Origin of the sequence: Methanosarcina barkeri MS (assembly GCF_000970025.1) — an archaeon.
GTDB classification, from domain to species: domain Archaea; phylum Halobacteriota; class Methanosarcinia; order Methanosarcinales; family Methanosarcinaceae; genus Methanosarcina; species Methanosarcina barkeri.
This window is the reverse complement of sequence record NZ_CP009528.1, coordinates 2,206,931-2,226,906: the sequence shown is the minus strand read 5'-3', so window position 1 is coordinate 2,226,906 and position 19,976 is coordinate 2,206,931. Positions and strand designations below refer to the sequence as shown.

Annotated in this window: 15 protein-coding genes and 4 pseudogenes; 9 read left to right on the top strand and 10 right to left on the bottom strand. The window is 38.3% G+C overall.

Features of this window, described 5'->3' with window-relative positions; genetic code table 11:
- Positions 1 to 317: 317 nt before the first annotated feature.
- A pseudogene (locus tag MSBRM_RS21250) lies at positions 318 to 554 on the top strand (IS630 family transposase); the annotation flags it as partial.
- 189 nt (positions 555 to 743) lie between these two features.
- Here MSBRM_RS21250 and MSBRM_RS09070 read toward each other — a convergent pair.
- The 3 genes from MSBRM_RS09070 to MSBRM_RS09060 form a co-directional block, all read right to left on the bottom strand.
- On the bottom strand, positions 744 to 2,183 hold the full coding sequence (locus MSBRM_RS09070; RefSeq protein WP_048117650.1) for a WD40 repeat domain-containing protein: 1,440 nt from the start codon (positions 2,181 to 2,183) through the stop codon (positions 744 to 746).
- A gap of 468 nt (positions 2,184 to 2,651) precedes the next feature.
- On the bottom strand, positions 2,652 to 3,248 hold the full coding sequence (locus tag MSBRM_RS09065; protein WP_048117654.1) for a sugar O-acetyltransferase: 597 nt from the start codon (positions 3,246 to 3,248) through the stop codon (positions 2,652 to 2,654).
- Between the two features lie 333 nt (positions 3,249 to 3,581).
- Positions 3,582 to 5,414 (bottom strand): right-handed parallel beta-helix repeat-containing protein, encoded by a 1,833-nt coding sequence (locus tag MSBRM_RS09060; RefSeq protein WP_230629172.1) that lies wholly within the window; start codon positions 5,412 to 5,414, stop codon positions 3,582 to 3,584.
- Positions 5,415 to 5,702: 288 nt separating this feature from the next.
- Here MSBRM_RS09060 and MSBRM_RS09055 point away from each other — a divergent pair, with 288 nt between their 5' ends.
- Positions 5,703 to 6,392 carry a 4Fe-4S dicluster domain-containing protein gene (locus tag MSBRM_RS09055; protein ID WP_048117656.1) on the top strand — a complete coding sequence of 230 codons (690 nt, stop codon included), beginning with the start codon at positions 5,703 to 5,705 and terminating at the stop codon, positions 6,390 to 6,392.
- A 244-nt stretch (positions 6,393 to 6,636) separates the two neighbouring features.
- Here MSBRM_RS09055 and MSBRM_RS21730 read toward each other — a convergent pair whose 3' ends face one another.
- From MSBRM_RS21730 to MSBRM_RS19435, 5 genes and pseudogenes are all read right to left on the bottom strand, one after another.
- Positions 6,637 to 6,930, bottom strand: coding sequence for a 5-methylcytosine restriction system specificity protein McrC (locus tag MSBRM_RS21730; RefSeq protein WP_230629294.1), 294 nt, complete (start codon positions 6,928 to 6,930; stop codon positions 6,637 to 6,639).
- Positions 6,931 to 6,962: 32 nt separating this feature from the next.
- Complete coding sequence (locus tag MSBRM_RS21725) at positions 6,963 to 7,130, bottom strand: 5-methylcytosine restriction system specificity protein McrC (RefSeq protein WP_230629296.1); 168 nt, start codon at positions 7,128 to 7,130, stop codon at positions 6,963 to 6,965.
- 23 nt (positions 7,131 to 7,153) lie between these two features.
- On the bottom strand, positions 7,154 to 7,384 hold the full coding sequence (locus MSBRM_RS09045; protein ID WP_048155443.1) for a hypothetical protein: 231 nt from the start codon (positions 7,382 to 7,384) through the stop codon (positions 7,154 to 7,156).
- Between the two features lie 69 nt (positions 7,385 to 7,453).
- A complete protein-coding gene (locus tag MSBRM_RS09040) occupies positions 7,454 to 7,678 on the bottom strand; it encodes a hypothetical protein (protein ID WP_176722137.1) in 225 nt (74 codons plus the stop codon).
- 360 nt (positions 7,679 to 8,038) lie between these two features.
- A pseudogene (locus MSBRM_RS19435) lies at positions 8,039 to 8,173 on the bottom strand (transposase); the annotation flags it as partial.
- Positions 8,174 to 8,353: 180 nt separating this feature from the next.
- On the opposite strand from MSBRM_RS19435, the gene MSBRM_RS20300 reads away from it, so the two are divergent.
- Together MSBRM_RS20300 and MSBRM_RS18830 are read left to right on the top strand one after the other, a co-directional pair.
- Positions 8,354 to 8,578: a hypothetical protein gene (locus MSBRM_RS20300; RefSeq protein WP_155400466.1), complete on the top strand. Its 225-nt coding sequence runs from the start codon at positions 8,354 to 8,356 to the stop codon at positions 8,576 to 8,578.
- 1,235 nt (positions 8,579 to 9,813) lie between these two features.
- Positions 9,814 to 10,497, top strand: a complete 684-nt coding sequence (locus MSBRM_RS18830) for a methyltransferase family protein (RefSeq protein ID WP_052712780.1) — start codon at positions 9,814 to 9,816, stop codon at positions 10,495 to 10,497.
- Between the two features lie 54 nt (positions 10,498 to 10,551).
- On the opposite strand, the gene MSBRM_RS19425 is transcribed toward MSBRM_RS18830, so the two are convergent.
- Entirely contained in the window at positions 10,552 to 10,722 is a 171-nt protein-coding gene (locus MSBRM_RS19425; RefSeq protein WP_255361950.1) for a type I restriction-modification enzyme R subunit C-terminal domain-containing protein, read from the bottom strand.
- Between the two features lie 280 nt (positions 10,723 to 11,002).
- Between MSBRM_RS19425 and MSBRM_RS09015 the strand changes: the two genes are divergently transcribed.
- The 4 genes and pseudogenes from MSBRM_RS09015 to MSBRM_RS09000 all read left to right on the top strand — a co-directional run.
- On the top strand, positions 11,003 to 12,940 hold the full coding sequence (locus MSBRM_RS09015) for a DUF2207 domain-containing protein (protein ID WP_048155435.1): 1,938 nt from the start codon (positions 11,003 to 11,005) through the stop codon (positions 12,938 to 12,940).
- Between the two features lie 322 nt (positions 12,941 to 13,262).
- Positions 13,263 to 16,001: a DEAD/DEAH box helicase gene (locus MSBRM_RS09010; RefSeq protein ID WP_048117668.1), complete on the top strand. Its 2,739-nt coding sequence runs from the start codon at positions 13,263 to 13,265 to the stop codon at positions 15,999 to 16,001.
- A gap of 245 nt (positions 16,002 to 16,246) precedes the next feature.
- Positions 16,247 to 16,953: pseudogene (locus MSBRM_RS09005) on the top strand (IS110 family transposase); the annotation flags it as partial.
- Positions 16,954 to 17,159: 206 nt separating this feature from the next.
- Positions 17,160 to 17,692: pseudogene (locus tag MSBRM_RS09000) on the top strand (transposase); the annotation flags it as partial.
- A gap of 48 nt (positions 17,693 to 17,740) precedes the next feature.
- Here the strand turns inward: MSBRM_RS09000 and MSBRM_RS08995 are convergent.
- The gene (locus MSBRM_RS08995) at positions 17,741 to 18,073 is read right to left on the bottom strand and encodes a hypothetical protein (RefSeq protein ID WP_048117672.1); all 333 of its coding nucleotides are present in this window, start codon (positions 18,071 to 18,073) and stop codon (positions 17,741 to 17,743) included.
- Positions 18,074 to 18,388: 315 nt separating this feature from the next.
- Between MSBRM_RS08995 and MSBRM_RS08990 the strand changes: the two genes are divergently transcribed.
- Positions 18,389 to 19,420 (top strand): class I SAM-dependent methyltransferase, encoded by a 1,032-nt coding sequence (locus tag MSBRM_RS08990; protein ID WP_048117674.1) that lies wholly within the window; start codon positions 18,389 to 18,391, stop codon positions 19,418 to 19,420.
- The last annotated feature ends 556 nt before the right edge of the window (positions 19,421 to 19,976 follow it).

Sequence of the window (19,976 nt, the reverse complement as noted above, 5' to 3'; positions counted from 1 at the left end):
AGTTCATATTATTTCTTACTCCCACTCTGCTTTGACTTTATGTGGTTTGCATACAACTCACACAGTTGAAATTCCGAAAACCTCCAATAATTAAAAATATAATTATTTATTAATAATTATTCAAAAACGACGGAGGTATAAGCATAAACTCACCCAAGTGTAAAAACATCGACTACATTAATTTCCTCATCGCGGCTTCTAACGCTTTTAGTTGCACTGAAGCTGCTAGTGTCAAGTCAAACTCAAAATGTCGTAAAATAGTTCTTGCACCTTTTCATAAGTAATCTTTAGAATTACTTATGAAAAGATATACTGTATATGATTATGAATACAAACGTTGTGGAGTGCGCAATATGTATCTTGCCTGTGAACCGTTGGCAGGAAAACAAATGGTAAATATTACTGAAAGAAAAACAAGCAAGATTGGGCCTATTTTCTGGAAAAATCGCACTTCAACGTGAGAATGCATTCGACGTGAAAATGCAAATAAAATTACGCTGATAATGGACTATCTAAATACTCATGTCCCTGGATCTCTCTATGAAACATTTCCATGACAGCTAAGTGGAAATTGGATATATTTCAATAAGGTTAATTCCCAGCTCCCCAGCCTCCAATGATGGAGTTCATTTGTAGATTAAAAAGTTGAAAATTTACAGGACTGAAAGTTACAGAAGTGAAATTTACAGGACTGGAAGTTTAAGCTTCCAGAACTGAAATCTCAGGCTTCCAAATTTTTCATATTAATTTCCAGGCATGTGTTTTTCATCATCAAGATTCTCAAAGTCTTCTAGGTTTTCTTCTCTTATCCGTTTTTTAAAGGCCCGGTTTTTCAGGTAGACTGCTACTATTAAAACTGCCAGTAAAAGGAAAATTGGATATTTAAAGAAATTAAGCAGTTCCGAAAGCCTTGATGAACTTTCTGTAGAAGCTGAACTTTTTATATCATCTGACACTTTACCTGAGGAAGCTGAGGCAATCTCAACTACATTTTCAATGCCTCCCGTTGCTGTCATGCTTTCTTTTAAAGGCAGTCCGAGCCTTTCTCCTGAAAGGAAACGCGCATCTCTAAAGAGCTGCGCAAAAACCGTGGAGTTTCGCTCAAAAAGATACGCTGCTCCGTTATCACTCGCTGCAGCAAGGGCCGAGCTATCGCGAGAAATGAACACGTCATTAATATTTCCTCCGCAACTGCAGTTCCAGAATTCCTTCCCACCGAGATCGAGCACATAAAGCGTATCGTCCCAGCTTCCAGCTGCAATGAATGATGCGTCCGGTGAAATTGCAACACTGTAGACATCATCTTTTACCTTGTAATCCCAGAGTTTTGTACCTGTGCTGTTAAACATGTAGACTTTATCGTCAAAACTTCCTGCCGCCAGATACGAGCCGTTGTTTGTCAGGGAAACGCTACTGATCCAGTAAGCAGGGTTGTGTATCCAGGAAAAATCCCCTTTCTGGTTAAGGAAATAGACATTATAATTGGAACCTCCAGCAGCCACATATTGGGCTTGTGGAGTAATGCACACACAATTGATCACACTGCCTGTTTTTCGTTCCCATATTTTATTTCCGTCTCTGTCAAAGAGATAAATGCAATAACTGGAACCACCGGCTGTAACGTAAGAGCCGTCTCTGGAGAGAGCTATACTGCGGACGGAATATCCTGAATCAAAATTCCATAATAATCTGCCCTCTTTATTAAAGAAGTAAATCTTGCCGTCATCACTGCCTGCAGCCACATATGAACCATCGGAAGAGACCACAACACAATTCACGCTGCCCTCAGTTTCGTAACTCCATAGCAATTTTCCTTCCCTGTTAAAAAAGTATGCCTTCTTATCGTTGCTTCCTGCAGCTACACCAGTTCCATCGGGAGAAATTGATACAGTGTAAACAATATCCCCAGTAGTATAATTCCAGAGTTTCTTTCCCTTGGAATTAAAAAGAGAAACACTACGATTAAAGTCCCCAACTGCAAGATAATTCCCATCAGAAGAAAGAGAAACCGTATTAACTATACATCCTGTTTCACATCTGCAAAGCAGGTCAAAAGCTCTGAGTTCCGAAAGATTTATGTTCCCACTATCCGAGTCAACAGGATCTGCAGCCCCCAAATCTGCAAACAGGCCGAAGAGCAGACCCAGCACTATAAATAACCATGTTCCTGCTAACTGTCTCATAGTAATGTATAGTTTAGGAGTTTATTCTTCATGAATTTTTTGTAAAAGTTTACGATTAGATTTGCGGTCTGGATAGAGATGAAAGTGAAAGATAGTCAATCTCACTCCCATTAATGTTATAAGATGAATCACAAATCCAGTCCTCATCTAAGTCTGTACAGATCTCAGAAAAGAGAGATAGGAAGTTAAAGAGATATCTTTTAAGATAAATGGCAAAAAAGACATATCTTTTAAGATAGAGTGTGGAAGAAATAGCTTTAAAGAGATAGCTTTAAAGATAGAAGGCGGGAAAGAAAATGAAGTGATAAGAAGCTGGGTAATATATGAAAAAAATACCTCAGACACAAAATAGCATGATAAGCTTAGCATGATAATCTGCGTAAATAAGTTGCAAACTACCATGCCACCTAAATAATTATGAGAAACGATAATAAAAATAGGTGTTGGATTATGGGTTTCTAGATAAGCTTATTCATTGGATAACGTTTTCAGAAAATCACTTTTATCTTTTTCTGTAATGGTGCGTCTCACCCTACACGGATTGCCAGCAGCTATTACATTGGCCGGAATATCCTTTGTTACTACGCTTCCAGAACCAATGACAGTATTATCACCAATGGTAACCCCCGGATTCACAATAGTGCCACCGCCAAGCCAAACATTGTTGCCTATGAAAATAGGAACGGCATATTCCAACTGGGTATTCCGCACATCCGGATGCACGGGATGTCCTGCAGTAAAAAGACTCAAATTGGGTCCAATAAAAGCGTTGTCACCTATAGTAACCTTAGCGCAGTCGAGAATTGTACAATTATAATTGGCATAAAAGTTCTCCCCGATAGAAATATTATATCCGTAGTCACAGCGAAAAGGTGATTCAATAATGAAGTTCTCACCAGTTTTGCCAAAAAGTCTTTTAATAATTTTATTGCGTTGTTCAATTTTGCTGGGGTGCAGAGCATTAAATTCAAAAATCAACTCCTTTGCAGCCTGACGTTCTGCAAGCAGTTCTTCTCCAAAAGCTCTATATGGTTTGCCTGCCAGCATTTTTTCTTTTTCTCTCATTTTAAACTCCTTTCTTTTTTTCTTATCTTAGCTCCCGTTTTTTCTCTCACCTTAACTATATATTTCTCATATCATTTTTATTGTCGTTTGTTTGTACTCAATTATCATTGTTACACAACAATCAAAACAAGGTCTACTCATATTTTTTATGCTTTTGGGATTGATGGAACGTCGTGTACAGATACATCAAAAAGCAATCAAAAGGAACATCGTGTACAGATACATCAAAAAGCAATCAAAAGTCGCGTTGAAGATTTTATTTTGAAAAACTAATCTGTATCGGCTTGCAGCCAAAAAATATAAAACAAAAATTGAAGATAAAAGCCAGAGCTCTCAAATATTTTCAGCCAGGAAAACAAGAGATCCTTTTTTAGTGCCATTTTCAGAGTAGTTCATCGGAACTTTAAGTTCAATTTCCAGAGCTTTACTTGTGTTGTTTGCAATTACTTCAGAAAAGTCTGGCCAGAAACGGGAAGAAATATAAATACCTTTAGAAAAAACTGCATCTGAAGACTCACTAACCTCAGCGGAAATCCTGACATTACTTATTCCTGTGTTCCTTATTGTCAAAACCTGTGGTTTACTTATCTGTTCTGTTGACTGCTTTGAAGGCATGGTTCCTAAATTGAGGGTATCTCTGTCGATTTCAATGGAAATGTCCGAGGTATTATTTGGTTCAGGCATTCCGATTGTGACCTCTAGATCTACCCCGGTTACGAAAGGAGGTCTGGCAAGTGGAAGATAATCGAAATCGCTTCCATTAATCTGGAGTGGCAAATCGCAGATCCCATCCGAGTTTGAATCGTTTGAGACCTGAGAGAAGCCGGTTCCCTCTGGATTTGCCCAGAAATTTCCTCCCAGGTTTAGACCCCCTACTATATTTGGCCTTGGCGACTGTGTAGTATTCCAGATATTTCCTTTAGTATTCTCGGCTTTCACATTTACGCTATTATTGAAGTAGTTATTATAAATGCGGTTAGCTGCACTGTAGTCCAGAAAGTAAATGCCAGATTCGTTACTCATTGTTATTGTATTGTTAGACAGTTCATTGTCGTGGCAGTCCTCTCTTAAATAAATGCCTGTACTTCCGTTAGAAATCGTGTTATTATAAACTCTGGAATCGAAGACAAAGGTTAGATAAATCCCGTTCCGACAACCTAGAATCAGGTTGTCACGTAGGATGGTCCTTGCCTGAACGTCATACATGTCAATTCCATTACTACAGTTTATGATTTCATTTCTCGAGACGAGGTTGTTTCCACCACAACAGGCAATACTTATTCCCTCGCCGTTTGAAACCCGATTCTGGAACATTATATTGTCCCAGCAGTGAGCCCCAATAATGAGGGTGCTCTCTTCAATAGCATTATTTATCAGCAGGTTTTTGCCGCACCCTTCATCAAGCCAGATGCCATTGCGGAAAAAAGTATTCTTCAAGACTGTACTATTCCTGGAATCCTGCAGATAAACCCCGTACCTATTTTCGAAAAATCTATTATTCTCGACTGTGCAGTTGTTAACCTGCTCAAGGCAAATCCCTGCTGCAGGACAACCAAACCCATCCCATTGGTAAGCAGGCTTATCTGACCCTGAACTGGAAACCTGCCCCAGACTGGCGTTCTCTGAATTATTGGAATTATTGGAATTATTGGAATCATTGGAGTTATTGGAATCATTGGAGTTATTGGAATCATTGGAGTTATTGGAATCATTGGAGTTATTGGAATAACTAGAATCATTGCCCATTTCGGAAAAGTTTGAAGAACCTGAAACATTAGAGATGGTGGAGACAGAAACGTTGGAAACTTCACCTGACCCGGTTATATTGAAGCCGCTGACAGTTACATTATCAGCTTTAATCTGAAACACGCTGGCATTTCTATCCCTCGTCCTTATAAGCACATTTTCAGGGTCCTCAAACTCCGAACTGATCTTTATTCCTGAAACATTGACAACAATATTCTCCTGATATTCCCCGGTTTTCACAATAACTAGATCTCCGGCCGTAGAGTTATTTACTGCAGCCTGGATCGAATTTTCTGGTTCTACGTAAATAACCTCTGCACTTCCAACACTTGCTGAAAACAGAAATAAGAAGACAACAAATGCAGCACCGAATCTCCACCTGTTGTGATAATCTTCAATAAACGTGATTCTCAGAACCAATCCCCCCAGAAAAACTTTACATAACCCCTCCGCTTAGAATACAATAACTTTAAGCCGACAGTTATTGTTTATAATGAAGATAATTTGTTAATATACAGATGAAATTAATAATTTATATATTAACTGTTTCCTTGTTTTTAAATATCCCTTTGTTTCTACACGAAACCCGAGTCTGTAAATAGAGAAGCCTTACAAGCAGATAGAAATTGAACCTCAAAAGTTATAACCATAAAAAGAGCAAAGTGAAACCTGAGTTTAACCGAAATTTAACTTTTACAGGAGATCAGTATGAGGGAAATTGCTCTTACAAAAAAGGTAGAAGACACTGCTTTTAAAATGAATGCGGATTTTATTGGGATTGCAGATGCAGCTTGCTTTGAAGACCCGGAATATACAGGAAACAAACCTCAGGACGTGATGGCAGAAGTACAGTCAGTTATAATCCTGGGGGTTGGCGTACCAAGGGGAGCTTTTGAGACTCTTCCAGCCGGACGGGCCGAATATACCAATACTCTTATGGCAGCAACTGCAACCCTTCGAATAGTCGCTTTTCAAATTGCAAAACTTATTGAAAAAGAAGGATACAAAGCAACTATTGTGCCTACAGAGGGAAGTGAGTTTGGATACTGGTATGCTGACCGCGAGACACTTAAAGCAAATCTGTCCATCAAATATGCCGCATATCATGCAGGACTGGGTAATTTCGGCATAAATCACCTCCTTATTACAAAAGACTTCGGCCCCAGAATTAGAATGACTGCAATACTGACTGATGCCCCACTGGAAAAAGAAGAAAAGGGTACTTTACCGCCGTTTATCAATGAAAAATGCAGCAAGTGCACGAAGTGCATTGAAGTATGCCCGGCTGGTGCCATCTCCTTGGATGGAAAAATTGACAGGCAGAAATGTGCACAGTATATGTTTAATGTTCTGGGAGGGCTGCGCTGTGGGCTCTGTATTAAAGTCTGCCCACAGTAAACTTGCTTGCGGTTTACCAACATCACTTTTGTAATTTTGGGACTAAAGAGATCTGTTTAACTGATAATAGTGAAGAGTAGATTTTGAGTGATAGCAACCGAAAAATAATTTGGAAACTGAGTTTAATGTATCGCCCGGTAAGCTACCTTAAATCAATTGATGCCGAAAGTATCAACATAGATTAGAACTCAGTTAATGCAAACTTACTTAAATCATTCAGAGTTTATGATTAATACCTTTTCAATTATTTTAAAACTATTTGAAGAGGATACGATAATACATCTCGTAACTTGACTTTTAGATATTCTTCAACATATGAATGACCATTAATTGACCAGAAAGGCACATCTATTGCCTTGATTTTAATAGTTTCATCTTTAGTACCTTTATTTATCAAAAATACAGAATCATCTACCGGTTTATCAGAGGTGTTCGGATAAATAAGCAGTACGTTATTTGTTCCTCGCCTGTAAGCATAACTGATCATTTGATACATATCGGATTGAGCTATTCCTTTCTTTGAATCGCTTTTTTCCAGGTTCCATCGGGGTTTATACTTAGTATCAACAATTATCTGCTCCCAGTTTTTTTGTTTGTGAGCAGGATGTCATGCTGAAGATTAAACGTGTTAGGATTGGTATGCAGGTAAAGATCTGATTTCTGAGGCTCTACTTTGAATGTGTCACTAAAATGCTTTTGAACATAGCCGGCTATAAAATCCTCAAAAATATATTCCATCGGGAATAATAAGCTCCAGTTTTTCATTTCATACTCTGCGCAAGAATAAATTCATCAAATGACTTTTCATCCAGTTTATTCCCATCTAGCAGATATTTTAACACATCTTTACGTAGATCCGTAACCGGCCCTGATTTCGATCTGTACTCATATTCTAATGGAGTCAGGTCTTCTTTCGATAGATTATTAAGTTTATTGATTAAAGCATTTTTATCTTCATAAAGTCTGGATATTTCTTTAGACGTATCACACATTAACTGAATACCTTTTTTATTTCGTCTTCTTTCATAGAGACAACTTCCTTTTTATATCCACTAGATGAATTATTTTCTCGCTTTTTCTGCCTTTATTCTTTCAAGCAAAACCTCAGTCGGCCCCCAATCTTCTGTCCTTTGAACCTCTGCCAGCTCTTTTTCATTAAGCAACTTTCCCTCAAATTCTTTTTTCAAAACACTCTGCCTTAGGGCTTTGAATTTTTTCAGATTCATTTCAATATCCTGCTCTATCTTATTACATACTGACAGGCGTGTTTCTATTTCCTGAATCATGGCTTGTCGTTCGGAAAGAGAACAGATAGGGAAGCTTGTGTTTCCAATAATTTTTAAGTTCAGATTTGGCTGAACTCCATCCGAAGATTTCATTTGAATTTCTTTATAATTTTTCGTCAAAAGCCATTTTATTGGTCATCGGTTAAGGAATTTTCTTGCCTAAAAGCTATCGATTTTGCATTAGAAGCCGGCCTTAACTTTTAGCCTATTTACATGAAATCGATACCCTATTCCAGCTCAGAATTTATTAAAATATTTGAAAAATGTTGAGGAAATCAACGCAATTTATCACGATTCCTTACTTAACCGAAGACGCATGAATCCATTTTTATTATCGTATTCTAGGAGATCAGCTTTCTACATGTTATCAAAGAATCCAGATCTTTTCCATTCTTGAAATTTATCATGGACAGTACCTGGAGCTCCATAAAATCGTGGCAAAGTTTTCCATTTACAACCAGTACGAAGAAGATAGAAAATTCCACCGTCGACCTCCTATTTTCAGCTACAGCCTGTTTAATGTATCTTATTCTGGTTATCTTATTCTGGTTATCTTATTCTGGTTATCTTATTCTGGTTATCTTATTCTGGTTATCTTATTCTGGTGCCGACTTTTTCGATGTAATTTATATGATTTAAGAGGGATGCAATAAGCAGATTGCGGGCAATGCTCTTGTGTCTGAAATCAGAGGGTTTTCAGGCCGCCTGGCAATCCTCCGAGATGGAGATTTCAATCCTGTCGTCAAAAACCTCAATGTGCACATTTGCGCTCTTGTCAAAATAGTCACGGTGGCAAACAGCATTTACGATAGCTTCCCTGAGTTCTACGTACAGAATATCGGGGATCTCTTCACTTTGCAATTTCTCAATCTTATACACGTTTATGTGCTTCTTGAATAAAATTGAGGACTATCATAGAGGGATAAAGCAGTTTTGTGGTGTGGAAAAATGTAAAGCAAGAAAGGAAGAGTCACAAAGAGTACATATAATGTTCTCATTAAGAGCTTTTCTTAGACTGGAATTACAAAGAATCAAAAGTGGAATATTTTGGTTTGAGCATGCTATAAAAATTAGATTTCGTACAGTTCAAAAAATAAAAACCCTCAGTATTGCCTGTAACTCTTACCATGGCTGCCTATCCCCTCTCCATTAAGCGCCCGCAACGAAATAACCTATGCAACTTATAATTTATTGTAACTTTGATTGGCGACCTTGATAGTGAAAATCAAAATGTTCAATCGCGAATATGCATAGGTTATTCTGTAACGGGGCTTAAGACTCACTTACCCGAAAATGAAGTACCCGGAAAATGAGGCACTGACAAAAGGGTGTTCTATAGTTATCTGGCTATGCCAAATTGCTTTCTAACTTTTTAATTTCTTCTTCTGTTCTGGAATACTCATTTTTGAGTCCTATAAGCTTCCTTTGCAGTTCGTTCTTCTTTAGCCTAGCTTTATCCCGCTTCTCCCAGAAGATGGTACCCAATTCCGATTGACTTTTTTCATCTATATATACCACCGTCCAAGATATAGACCTATCTGGATATATAAGCAACGAGCTTAACCATTTATATTAATTAGGTGATTTTGAATCGTCTACATATAGAGGGTAGATGTTCTCAGGATAAAATCCCAAAAGTGAGTTTTGATCGTGAATCAAACGCAAAATCATGAATATATTTTTGAAACTTTACTAATTTAATGGTAAAATTGGTTTTGGGATAAGATCAAAGTGTAGAAGCATTTTTATTTGCAGGAACAATGATAATCTAGATAGATAGACCCTGTAAGTCTACTAAAACGCTTATTTTTATTCCTTTTATTTTTTGTGCTCATAGTAATCGATATTCCCCTTTTTTTAGCCGGAATATCCTTTGTATCAGTAAAGTCACACAGCTAGAGCTTCATTCAATACTATATTCAAACTTTTTACCTAACTTTTCTCCCGTTCTATTCGAAATCTTTTTATTCATGCATAATAAACTTTATTAAATTTATAATGTAAGTTCTGAATATAATATTAATTTGATTGTTTCAGTTCCAAAATAATTCACTAATACTTTTAATTCACTAATACTTTTAATTCACTAATACTTTTAATTCACTAATACTTTGAGTGCTTCAGAAAGGATTATTATGAAAAAGACACTGGGTAGTCATATTTTCGAGGATGTCCCAATCACTTCAATGGCTATTGTTTTGGTATTATTTACCATTTCTCAATTGCAACACCACTCAGTTTTTCCTGATGATTGGTTTCCTTCTCAATTTGCAGTTTCATCTTTCATGATTCTTTTTTGTGTGTGGATCTTAAGTGAAATTATAAACTTTCTTTTTAGCAGGAAGAATTCTCAGACGACAAATAAAGATAAAGGTTCTTGTTGGGTCATTATCGCGATGGTCTGGTCAGTACTCTTTATTGCTTTTACATTACGTGGTTCTGAAACAGGAATATTCGGCGGAAATTCCCAATATTCGGGACTTGTTTTGATTGCGGTTGGTATTATACTCCGCAAATGGTCAATCTGGATTCTGGAAAAGTATTTTACTGGACAGGTACAGGTTCGTGAAAAAGCAAAGCTCGTAACAAATGGACCGTATAGCTATATTCGACATCCATCCTATACTGAAGGTATGTTGTCTCTAATAGGGATTGCTCTATCAATTGGAACTTGGTTCGGAGCGTTTGTTGCATTTATCTTAAGCTTAATCGCATATCAGTACCGCATACATGTTGAAGAAGAGGCATTGCAAAAAGCTTTTGGTTCAGAATATGAGGAGTACAAAAATAAAACATATAAGCTATTTCCAGGTTTTTGAAAAGAACCTGAAAAGTTACTTACTTTTGTTTTACGCCGCCAGAACCTCATTTAATTAATTGATGACCGAATTCATCTCGTCCCAAAAAAGCTGGTACATTCTACCTCGCCCGCCAAGGGCATCAAAGGGAGTGTAATCAAGGTCATCTATTTCCAGATAGAAGCGAGTTGCAACATAATCTTTAATCATGCAAAGCCAGTTCATCTGGTCTTCATTAAATTTCAGGGTTCCTGACTGTTTTAAATAAATTGAATATATTTGAGTTATATAATATCAGTGGCAAGAATGGCATTTTAAACCTTAACCGACGACCAATGACTCAATTTTAAACCCAATTTTAAACCCAATTTTAAACCCAATTTTAAACCCTATTTTAAACCCTATTTTAAACCCTATTTTAAACCCTATTTTAAACCCGATTTTAAACCCGATTTTAAACCCAAGTATTAATAATATCTGGATAATATAATTATCAGAATATAATACAGGATTGGGGGAGACTTTATTGGAGCTTTTCGATGCTTCTTGCAAAGTTGCTATAGAAGCGAGTCTTAATTCTGCGCTATTGAAAACAATTTTATCGAAAACAATTCTATTGAAAACAATTCTTCTTTTGCTGCTTGCTCTCTGCCTGGCATCCTCAGCCAGCGCAAAATACTCACTGGAAAAAGCTGAGACAAATATAATTGTTAATGCCAGCGGGATAACCCATGTTGAGGAATTGGTTTCATATGCATTTGATGGAGACCACATTGATATACATAGAGAACTCAAAGTGTTACCTGGAGACTCTATCCGGAATGTTAAGGGACGCTGTTCAGAGAAGGCATGTAAACTCAGGTTTGAGTCGATTCCAGAAGGATACAGGTTAATAGGCAAACTTCCGGATCCTACTCCGGAAAAATTGACACTTTTTATTTCCTACGATTACTATGGTGCAGTCAAATTTCACAGGGACGTTTCTGAATTCAGTTATAGGTTGTGGGGAGGAGAATGGGAAAAACCTCTGAAGAGCTTTAAAGGAAATGTTATACTTCCGGTGAAAAGCGAAAGCAAAATCCAATACTGGACTCATCCGGTTGCTTATACGCAGGAAGCAAATATAGAAAATAATGTCATTAGTTTAAGGACAGGTGAGATTTCTTCTACTCAATGGTATGAAGTTCGAGCGGTCTTCCCAAGAATTGCATCCTCTGGTTTTAGTCCTGTCAAGGTAGATGATACTGGGGGACTTGAAAACGTATTAGCTACTGAATATGTATACCAACAGAAAAACCTGATCTTAAATAGCCTTTATAGGAAGACCTTTCTATTTGCACTCCTTGTCCTAATATTTCCTTTAATTATATATTATATATACGGAAGAGAACAAAAAATCGATTATGAAATAATTGCTGAAACGGAAGTGCCTGATAATTCCAAACCTGCAGTGGTAAATGCCATTGTAATGGGGAAAATGGGTATTCCCACAATAGACGGATTTACAGCTACGGTTATGGATCTTGTTAACCGTGGCTATATCTCTTTGCGAAATTTAAAACCTGAAGAGCTAGTCTCACTCTATACTCCGGAATCAGACTCTTCCAATACTTCAGAATCAGACTCTTCCCATAATCCAGAATCGGACCCGTTCCAGAAACCAGAATTAAACTCTTCCCATAATCCAGGATCAGATTCGTCTCAGATACCAGAATCCGGGTCAAAAGATTTTATGGTTGAACTTCTTAATAATGAAATATATTCGGAGGCGGAAGGAAGTTTATCCGAGCTGGAAGATTTTGAAAAAGATGTGCTTTATCTGTTAAAAATTCATGCCCCCGAAAGAAAAATCTCCTGGAAAAAACTTGAAAAGGAACTGCAAAGCGGAAAGAGTTTCTATCAATTCTTAACTTCCTGGAACAAGAAAGTTCAAGCATACACTGCATTTGATGACTATTTCCAATTCACAGGAAACATATATATGTACTGGTTTGCCCGAACCATTCTAATGGCTTCGATTGTTTATTATATTCTAATTTCTGGATTTTTCCCTACAAAGGCGTTTCCTCTGGCTTCAAAGATAAATGTAATGACCAGTTTAATCGGGATTTTCGGGTTCGTTATTATAAGGTGCTCAGGCATGTTCATAAAGATATTTGGGCACTGGACCCCCGAAGGAAGCCTTTACTATAAACAATGTGATAATTTCAAAAAATATCTTACAGATCTTTCTGCTCTCAAAGAACATTCTCCTGAATCAATAGAGACCTGGGATTCTTATCTGGTGTATGCTATCTCTCTCGGAATTTCAAAGGAACTACTTCAAAATATGTCTCTGATCGTCCCATCTGAACAGTTAAGAGAGAGCCGCTTCTATCCTATAAGCTCAAGTTATATTATATCAGAACGCAGTTGTGAAAATGCCTCCTCTTCATCATGTTTCGGAGATATAAATAGAGAATAAGATATAGAAGAAGATAATATCGAAGAAGACAATGTCGATGGTGACTCTGGATGAGACGGTGCCAGCAAGAGCTTTGAATAAAAGGATAGTAGGCTGTCTGATCATAGAGAAATGCGCAGAAAAAGATGTAAACATACAGAAATAGATATGAAAGGCCACAGAAAAAAATGTGAAAGGCATAAAAAAGCTGTGCAGAAAGTTTCTTGCATTTTCTTGTTCAGGGAATTTTAGAGTGTTGAATAGCCGAAAAAATCGGAAAGAAAAAAGCAAAATAGTATAAAAATAACATTTCCCGGACAGAAAATAAAACGGTGCCGAAAAAATGGACATTTCTCACTTTTTATATCAGATAAAAGCTTCCAGTCGCTATGAAAACCAGATCGTTCATAATGAGAAAATTCCTGCAAGGGAAGCTTTGTATGCTCCTCTTACCCTTAAACCTCAGGTAAAAGCAGCTCTTTCAGGCATCGGAATCGAAGATCTGTATGTGCATCAGGTTGAGGCTATAGAAAAAATTCGGGAAGGAAAGGATATAGTACTCTGTACGACCACGGCAAGCGGAAAATCACTTACTTACATGATTCCTATTTTCGAAACTATTCTCAATGAACCTGAAGCAACTGCCCTTTATATATCCCCTTTAAATGCGCTTGTAAATGACCAGTTAAAGTCCTTTCTGGAATTTGAAGAGAAACTAAAATCAGGTGCAGGCATAGCCCGTTATACAGGTGCCCTTTCAGAAGCCGAGAAAAGGAAGGTAAGAGAAGGGCAGACCAATGTGGTCTTAACAAACCCCGAAATGATTCACATGAGCTTTCTTGCCTGGCATCATCTATGGAGGCGTTTTTTCTCAAACCTCAGGTTCATAGTCGTTGACGAGAGCCATTATTACCGGGGAGTTATTGGCAGCAATATGGCAAACCTGCTCAGGAGGCTTTTGCGTGTGGCTGAGTACTATGGAGCGTCTCCGCAGTTCATCTGCTGTTCTGCAACCATCGGAAATCCGGAAGACCATACGGAAACTCTTATTGGAAGAAAAGCAGCAGTTGTTGATAATAACGGCTCTTTTCAGGGTAGCCAGCAATTCGTTTTCTGGAACCCTCCACTTTATCAGAATAATAAGGGATGTACACTGAGAAGAAGCAGCTTTTCCGAATCGTCCTCACTTTTTTCAAAAGCTGTGCAGGCAGGTCTTCAGACTCTGGTTTTTACCCGGTCCAGGCAGGGAGTTGAGAGGATGTATAAAAGCTGCAGGGAGCTATTGAGGAGCAGAAATCTCTCTCCTGCCATCTGCCCGTACAGGAGTGGTTACTTTGATAGAGAAAGGGAAGAAATTGAAAAGAAAATGAATTCAGGGGAACTTCGAGGGGTTATTTCCACAAATGCTCTCGAACTCGGGATAGACATAGGAGGGCTTGATGCCTGTATTCTTGACGGCTACCCAGGAACAGTAATGAGTGCCAGGCAACAGGCAGGCAGGGCAGGTAGGAGCGGAAATGAAAGCCTTGTTATCCTCGTTGCGGGCACAAACGCCCTTGACCAGTATTATATGAGAAACCCAGCCGACTTTTTTACACGAAGCAGTGAAAATGCGGTGCTTAACCCCAAAAATCCGTATATCCTTGCAGGGCACCTGCTCTGTGCCGCAAAGGAGATTCCTCTACAGGCGTCAGATGAGAAATTCTTTGGTAAAGGGTATCCAAGAGTCGTGGAACTTCTGGAAGTCGAAGGCCTGCTTGCAGGTGACGATCTGAAGTATTCAACAGACCCATTTCCGTACAAACACGTTTCGCTTCGGGGAATCGATGATAATACTTACTCTCTCCTTGCTTTTGAGGGAGAAAAGCGCTTTCCTATTGAAAAAAACATTGAGGAAACCCTTGCATTCAGGGAATGCCATCCAGGGGCGGTTTATATGCACAGGGGAGAATCCTACTATATAAACAGGATCGAACATGAAAAGAAGGAAATCCATGCCATAAAAACGCATGATACCTATTATACGAAACCCATGATTGACTCGTCCGTGCTTGTGCAGGAGACCTATGCTGTAAAGCCGCTTTTGCACGCGTCGGAGGTCGAAGTGGGGCTTGGGGAAGTTGAGGTAACGGACAGGGTTATAGGGTACAGGAAAATCCAGACCCAGAGTAATGATGTAATGAGCGCCCATTCCCTTGAGATGCCTCCGGTCAGCCTCCAGACAATGGCTCTCTGGCTCAAGCTTCCGGACAGGCTGCAGGAGCTTGTAGGAGAGCATAAACTGGATTTTGCAGGCGGGATCCATGCTATAGAGCACGCGATGATTTCAATGTATCCTCTTCACCTGCTTGTGGACAGGAGCGACGTAGGCGGAGTTTCCACACCGTCTCATCCTGATCTTGGAGGCAAAAGCGGGATATTCATTTATGACGGTCATAAGGGTGGTGTAGGGTACGCCGAAAAAGGTTACGACCTTATAGAAGAGGTGCTTGACGGCACCTTAAAAGCAATAGAGAGCTGTCCATGTGAAAGCGGCTGCCCAAGCTGTATTCAGTCCCCAAAGTGCGGAAACAATAACGAGCCTCTTGATAAACATGCTGCAATCATGCTCCTGCACGACCTCCTTGGAAAAGCTCCTTATATTCCGCCGGAGAGAAAAGAAAAACACCTATCTGAAGTTAGAACCTCAAGACCAGCTCCTGAAAGAAGAAGCACAGAAGATGCTCTGAGCAGGGTCAGGCGTCAGCTCAGGCGGGAAACCATAAAACAAGAAACTCCAGCAGCACAGGAGAAAAAGGAAAAAACCTTCATCGCTACAGACGAAAATGGAGGAATGATTGGAGTAATCTCTGCCCCTGCCCCCGAAAAAGCTGCCGCAAAAACCTTTCACCAGAAACTCCGAGGAAAAAAAGAACCTACAAGAAAGAAGCCTCTTGAAATCTGCATTCGAGACCTTGGAGCTGGCAACGATTATAACTTCCGGCTTTGGATTGAAGTTTCAGAGAATGAAGGAAAGGAAGCTGTTAGAGGAGAAGATGAGAAGAAGGTTGTGAAGAAATTGATTATCAGGAAAGTGAATTGAAAAACGCACATGAAATTCATTGAATAACAGGCACAAATAAATGAAAGTACTTTACTCAACCTTTTTTGACAATAGATTCCATCATTATCTTGGGCAGTAAGGTTGTACTTATTTTGGTTTTTCAAAACCGTCAGAAAACTAATCAGTGAATTGCCGTCGAAGGCTCAAGTGTGACTTTGATCACGGATGCTAAATTGGCCTTTTAGGCAATTCCACTGTCCAAATAAATTGGGTGATATTATTTGATGATTGAAGTCATAAACAAATCTTGCGGTTTAGACATTCACAAACTCTTTTTCATTGCTACAATTCTCAGTCGATCTGGTGAAAAACAACAGCAACGTTTTAACAGAGATGATGAGGGAATTTTAGCCCTTAAGAATTGGGTAATATCAGAAAAATGTAATGTTGTTGCATGTGAATCAACAAGTGATTTCTGGGTTCCGATTCATGATTCATTGATAAATTATCTACCTGTAATAGTTGGAAATGCTCGAGATATGAAGGTATTTACCCATAAAAAACAGATAAGATAGACTCAGAAGTCATTGCACAACTTGCACTTAATAATATGATTCAGCCATCAAGAGTTTTCCCAAAGGATCAGAGAGATTTTAGATCATATGTTCGACTTCGATTAACACTTGTACAAAAAAGAACCGATATAAAAAATAAAGCTCATTCAATTCTTACCTCTGAAATGTTAAACCTGAATAATGCGCTGACAGATATTTTTGGCAAGAATGGCAGAATGATCTTATCAGGAATCTCTTTAGGTAAGAGTGTTGATCATATTATAGCAAGCCTCTCTCCAAATGTTCGGAAAAAAGCTGCTCAGATAAGAAAAATTCTTGATCGAGAAATTTCTCAAAGTGCTGCATTCAGACTTCAGATCTGTCTGAAACTCATAACGAGTCTTGATGATGAGATTGAAGCTTTAGAAAAAGAAATTGTAACTATTCAGCTCCGAGAAAACAACATCAATAGCCATCTTTACTAAAATTCAATAGACAAATTTCTGTCAATTGATTTTCTTTGATTATTGGCGATTGACTACATTTTTCATTGTTCATAAGTTATTTTTCGGATTATTTAGTTATAGTAGAATCACTATCCTCAGACATGTTTTGATAGGCTGAATAGTTACAAGAAATTTTCAATTATGCTTATCAAAAGTATAAAAGGGAAATGGAGATTTTAATGTCAGTTCCTGGCATAGGAGAACTTGGTGCTGCAATTCTACTTGCTGAGATAGGCAACTTTAAGGATTTTTCTTCTGGAGATAAGCTTGCTTCCGGGCTTGGTCTGGTTCCTAATGTGTATCAATCTGCAGATAAATATCACAACGGAAGAATCACAAAGAGAGGAGCAAAGAGAGCAAAATGGATTCTAACACAGATTTCTCAAGCAGCAGCAAGAACGAAAAATAGCAGGTTAAAAGAGTTTTTTAACAGAAAAAAGAAGTCAATTGGACATGCCAAGGCAATAATTGCCTTGGCAAGGAAATTGCAAAGATAATATGGCATCTTATTACGAATGATGAGATGTACGAAGATGAAACTGGATATAAAAAAGGAGAAGTTCAAAAGAGGAAGATTGTTGAGACCGAGATATTCTCAGTTGATGAACGAATAAAAATAATTAGTGAAATATTTGCAATAACGGAAAAAGGAACTGAGGAGAGCACGTGAGGAAGATATCCTCATCTACTTTTATGCTAATTAAGCACACTGCGAAACTCAAAACTCAATAATGCTGTGATATGCATATAAGAGAATCTGAGCATCTGAAAATTTTCCATGAGACTTAAGCCTGTCTCCCTCGTGGAAAAATTTTTCGACTTTTTCGGGATGTAGGTTATTGCTTTTCGCAAAGTTTGCCGCCAGAATTTTTAACTCCTTTTTTGAAGAGTATTTCTTTGGCCAGTTTCCATCCACAAAATTAAAAATGAGCCTGCGGTTCTTATGTCCTATCGTCCTTGTAGATGGATTTTGGGATATTTCAATATAATCTTTGAATGTATCTTCTCGTAGTTTTCCCCTTATTAATTTTTCACACTCACATATAAACATTGAGCCTTCTCCTTCCCAATATATTTTTAAAAAACAACCCGCGTTCAGAAAATAGTCAAATAAAATAGTCAGCTTCACCCCGAATTGATGAAAATAATAATTATGACTACTTAGACAATTGATTTACCTGTAATATTTTTCCTGCTACAGAAAACTTTTAAAAAAATAAAGAATTGTATCGGTATACTTTTTTTATTTATTCAATTTTTCAAAATGTAACATAAATTTCAAGTCACCCCTTATTGATTATGTAATAGATTCATAAAGAGTTCAGACAAAAAACATTAATCCTATGCATGCTATCCATAAATTCCAATGTACGGAGTAATCAGGATTCCCCCGAAAAAAGGGGAAGAAATCAGGGAAAAAGCCGTTAATGAAAAATTTCTGGACACTGCAAGAAAAATCCGAAAACTTCAGACTATAGAAGGAACTTTTCTTGAAATTCCTGTCACCGAAGTTGCAGGAGGAAAAATAGAAGATTTCCCGGTTATTGAACAGGAAAATCCGGAATTCCTTAAAAAGCCCAACTCTCTCAAAGAGTCCCTTAAAGGTTTTCTTTCCGAAACTGAACTTGCATCTGTCCCGTCGGGCTGGCAGATTCTGGGAGATATAATAATAGTTGGCATCCCTGAAATTCTGGAAGATAAAAAAATGAAGATAGCTGAGGCTTTACTCTCAATGTACCCCAGATGCAGGACCGTTGTAAGGGATTTTGGGATCCAAGGGCAGTTCCGCCAGCCAAAAAGAGAACTCCTTCTCGGCAGCGAAACCGAAACCATCCACAAGGAACACGGCTGCTTTTTTAAGCAGGATGTAACAAAGGTAATGTACTCCAAAGGCAACCTTGAAGAAAGAAAGCGAATGAGTAAGTTAGGAGAAGGAGAAATTGTTGTGGATATGTTTGCAGGAATAGGATATTTTTCAATTCCTATGGCTGTGCATTCCAGGCCAAAAAAGATTATTGGGATCGAAATTAATCCTGAGTCTTTTGCCTATCTGAAGGAAAACATCAAGCTAAATAAGGTAGAAGAGATCTTTGTTCCCATCTGTGGAGACTGCTCAAAGTTTGCTCCTGAAGGAACAGCCGACCGCGTGCTTATGGGTTATGTAGGAACAACACACTACTATCTTGAGCCGGCTATAAAGGCCCTGAAAAAAAGCGGGGGAATTCTGCACTATCATGAAACAGTTCCGGAAAGTCTTGCCAGAATCAGACCCCAGGAAAGGATAGAAAAAGCTGCCTGTGCCCTGGGAAAGAAAGTTGAGATTCTGGAAACCCACAGAATAAAAAAGTACTCTCCTGGGGTTCTGCATGTGGTTGTGGACGCACGGATATTCGAATAAAAATTTGAAATTTCGCTTTTAATTCAGATTCCAGATCTTTCCGGCTACCAGCCCGCAATGCAATTAGCCTTTATCCGGAAAATTATGGATCCCTAAACTATAGCTTCCATTTGGTGAGAAACAGGAATCTTTCAATTTTGCCCTGTACTGTGACCAAGTGTGACATTTATATTTATGCTGAAAAATTTTCTGTAAATGTTTCTTTTTTGCACAATAGACCATCACCCGTAGAAAAAAACATAAACAAGTTCCCACAAGGCAACCCAGCTTAGAGATAACTCTTCAACGGTGTTATAAATATATTCTTCCGCTTCCGGATCAAGCTCTTTTTGGTAATTGTTTGAAGATCTGGTTAAAAACTTTATGTTTTATATAAAGCAGTTAGTAATCATTTAATGGGTTCAAACGAACCTTCCAAGTAAATTTGAACCCCATTGTGCCCGGGGGCATAAGTTAGCGTTAGCTTTGCGTATATTTAAGCTTACCTGATTCTGCCTCCTGAGGTTAAGGAGGAAAAATTATGAAATATGGTAAATGAATAATTGGAGCAATGCTA

What these genes read in the sequence shown, in the direction of transcription:
- MSBRM_RS09065 (WP_048117654.1), bottom strand. Translation starts at nt 3,248, where the DNA reads ATGAGAGAAAAAGAAAAAATGCTGGCAGGCAAACCATATAGAGCTTTT.
- MSBRM_RS18830 (WP_052712780.1), top strand. Translation starts at nt 9,814, where the DNA reads ATGAAAAAGACACTGGGTAGTCATATTTTCGAGGATGTCCCAATCACT.
- MSBRM_RS09040 (WP_176722137.1), bottom strand. Translation starts at nt 7,678, where the DNA reads ATGATTCAGGAAATAGAAACACGCCTGTCAGTATGTAATAAGATAGAG.
- MSBRM_RS09055 (WP_048117656.1), top strand. Translation starts at nt 5,703, where the DNA reads ATGAGGGAAATTGCTCTTACAAAAAAGGTAGAAGACACTGCTTTTAAA.
- MSBRM_RS21725 (WP_230629296.1), bottom strand. Translation starts at nt 7,130, where the DNA reads ATGGAATATATTTTTGAGGATTTTATAGCCGGCTATGTTCAAAAGCAT.
- MSBRM_RS08990 (WP_048117674.1), top strand. Translation starts at nt 18,389, where the DNA reads ATGTACGGAGTAATCAGGATTCCCCCGAAAAAAGGGGAAGAAATCAGG.
- MSBRM_RS08995 (WP_048117672.1), bottom strand. Translation starts at nt 18,073, where the DNA reads ATGTTTATATGTGAGTGTGAAAAATTAATAAGGGGAAAACTACGAGAA.
- MSBRM_RS09070 (WP_048117650.1), bottom strand. Translation starts at nt 2,183, where the DNA reads ATGAGACAGTTAGCAGGAACATGGTTATTTATAGTGCTGGGTCTGCTC.
- MSBRM_RS09045 (WP_048155443.1), bottom strand. Translation starts at nt 7,384, where the DNA reads ATGTGTGATACGTCTAAAGAAATATCCAGACTTTATGAAGATAAAAAT.
- MSBRM_RS09010 (WP_048117668.1), top strand. Translation starts at nt 13,263, where the DNA reads ATGGACATTTCTCACTTTTTATATCAGATAAAAGCTTCCAGTCGCTAT.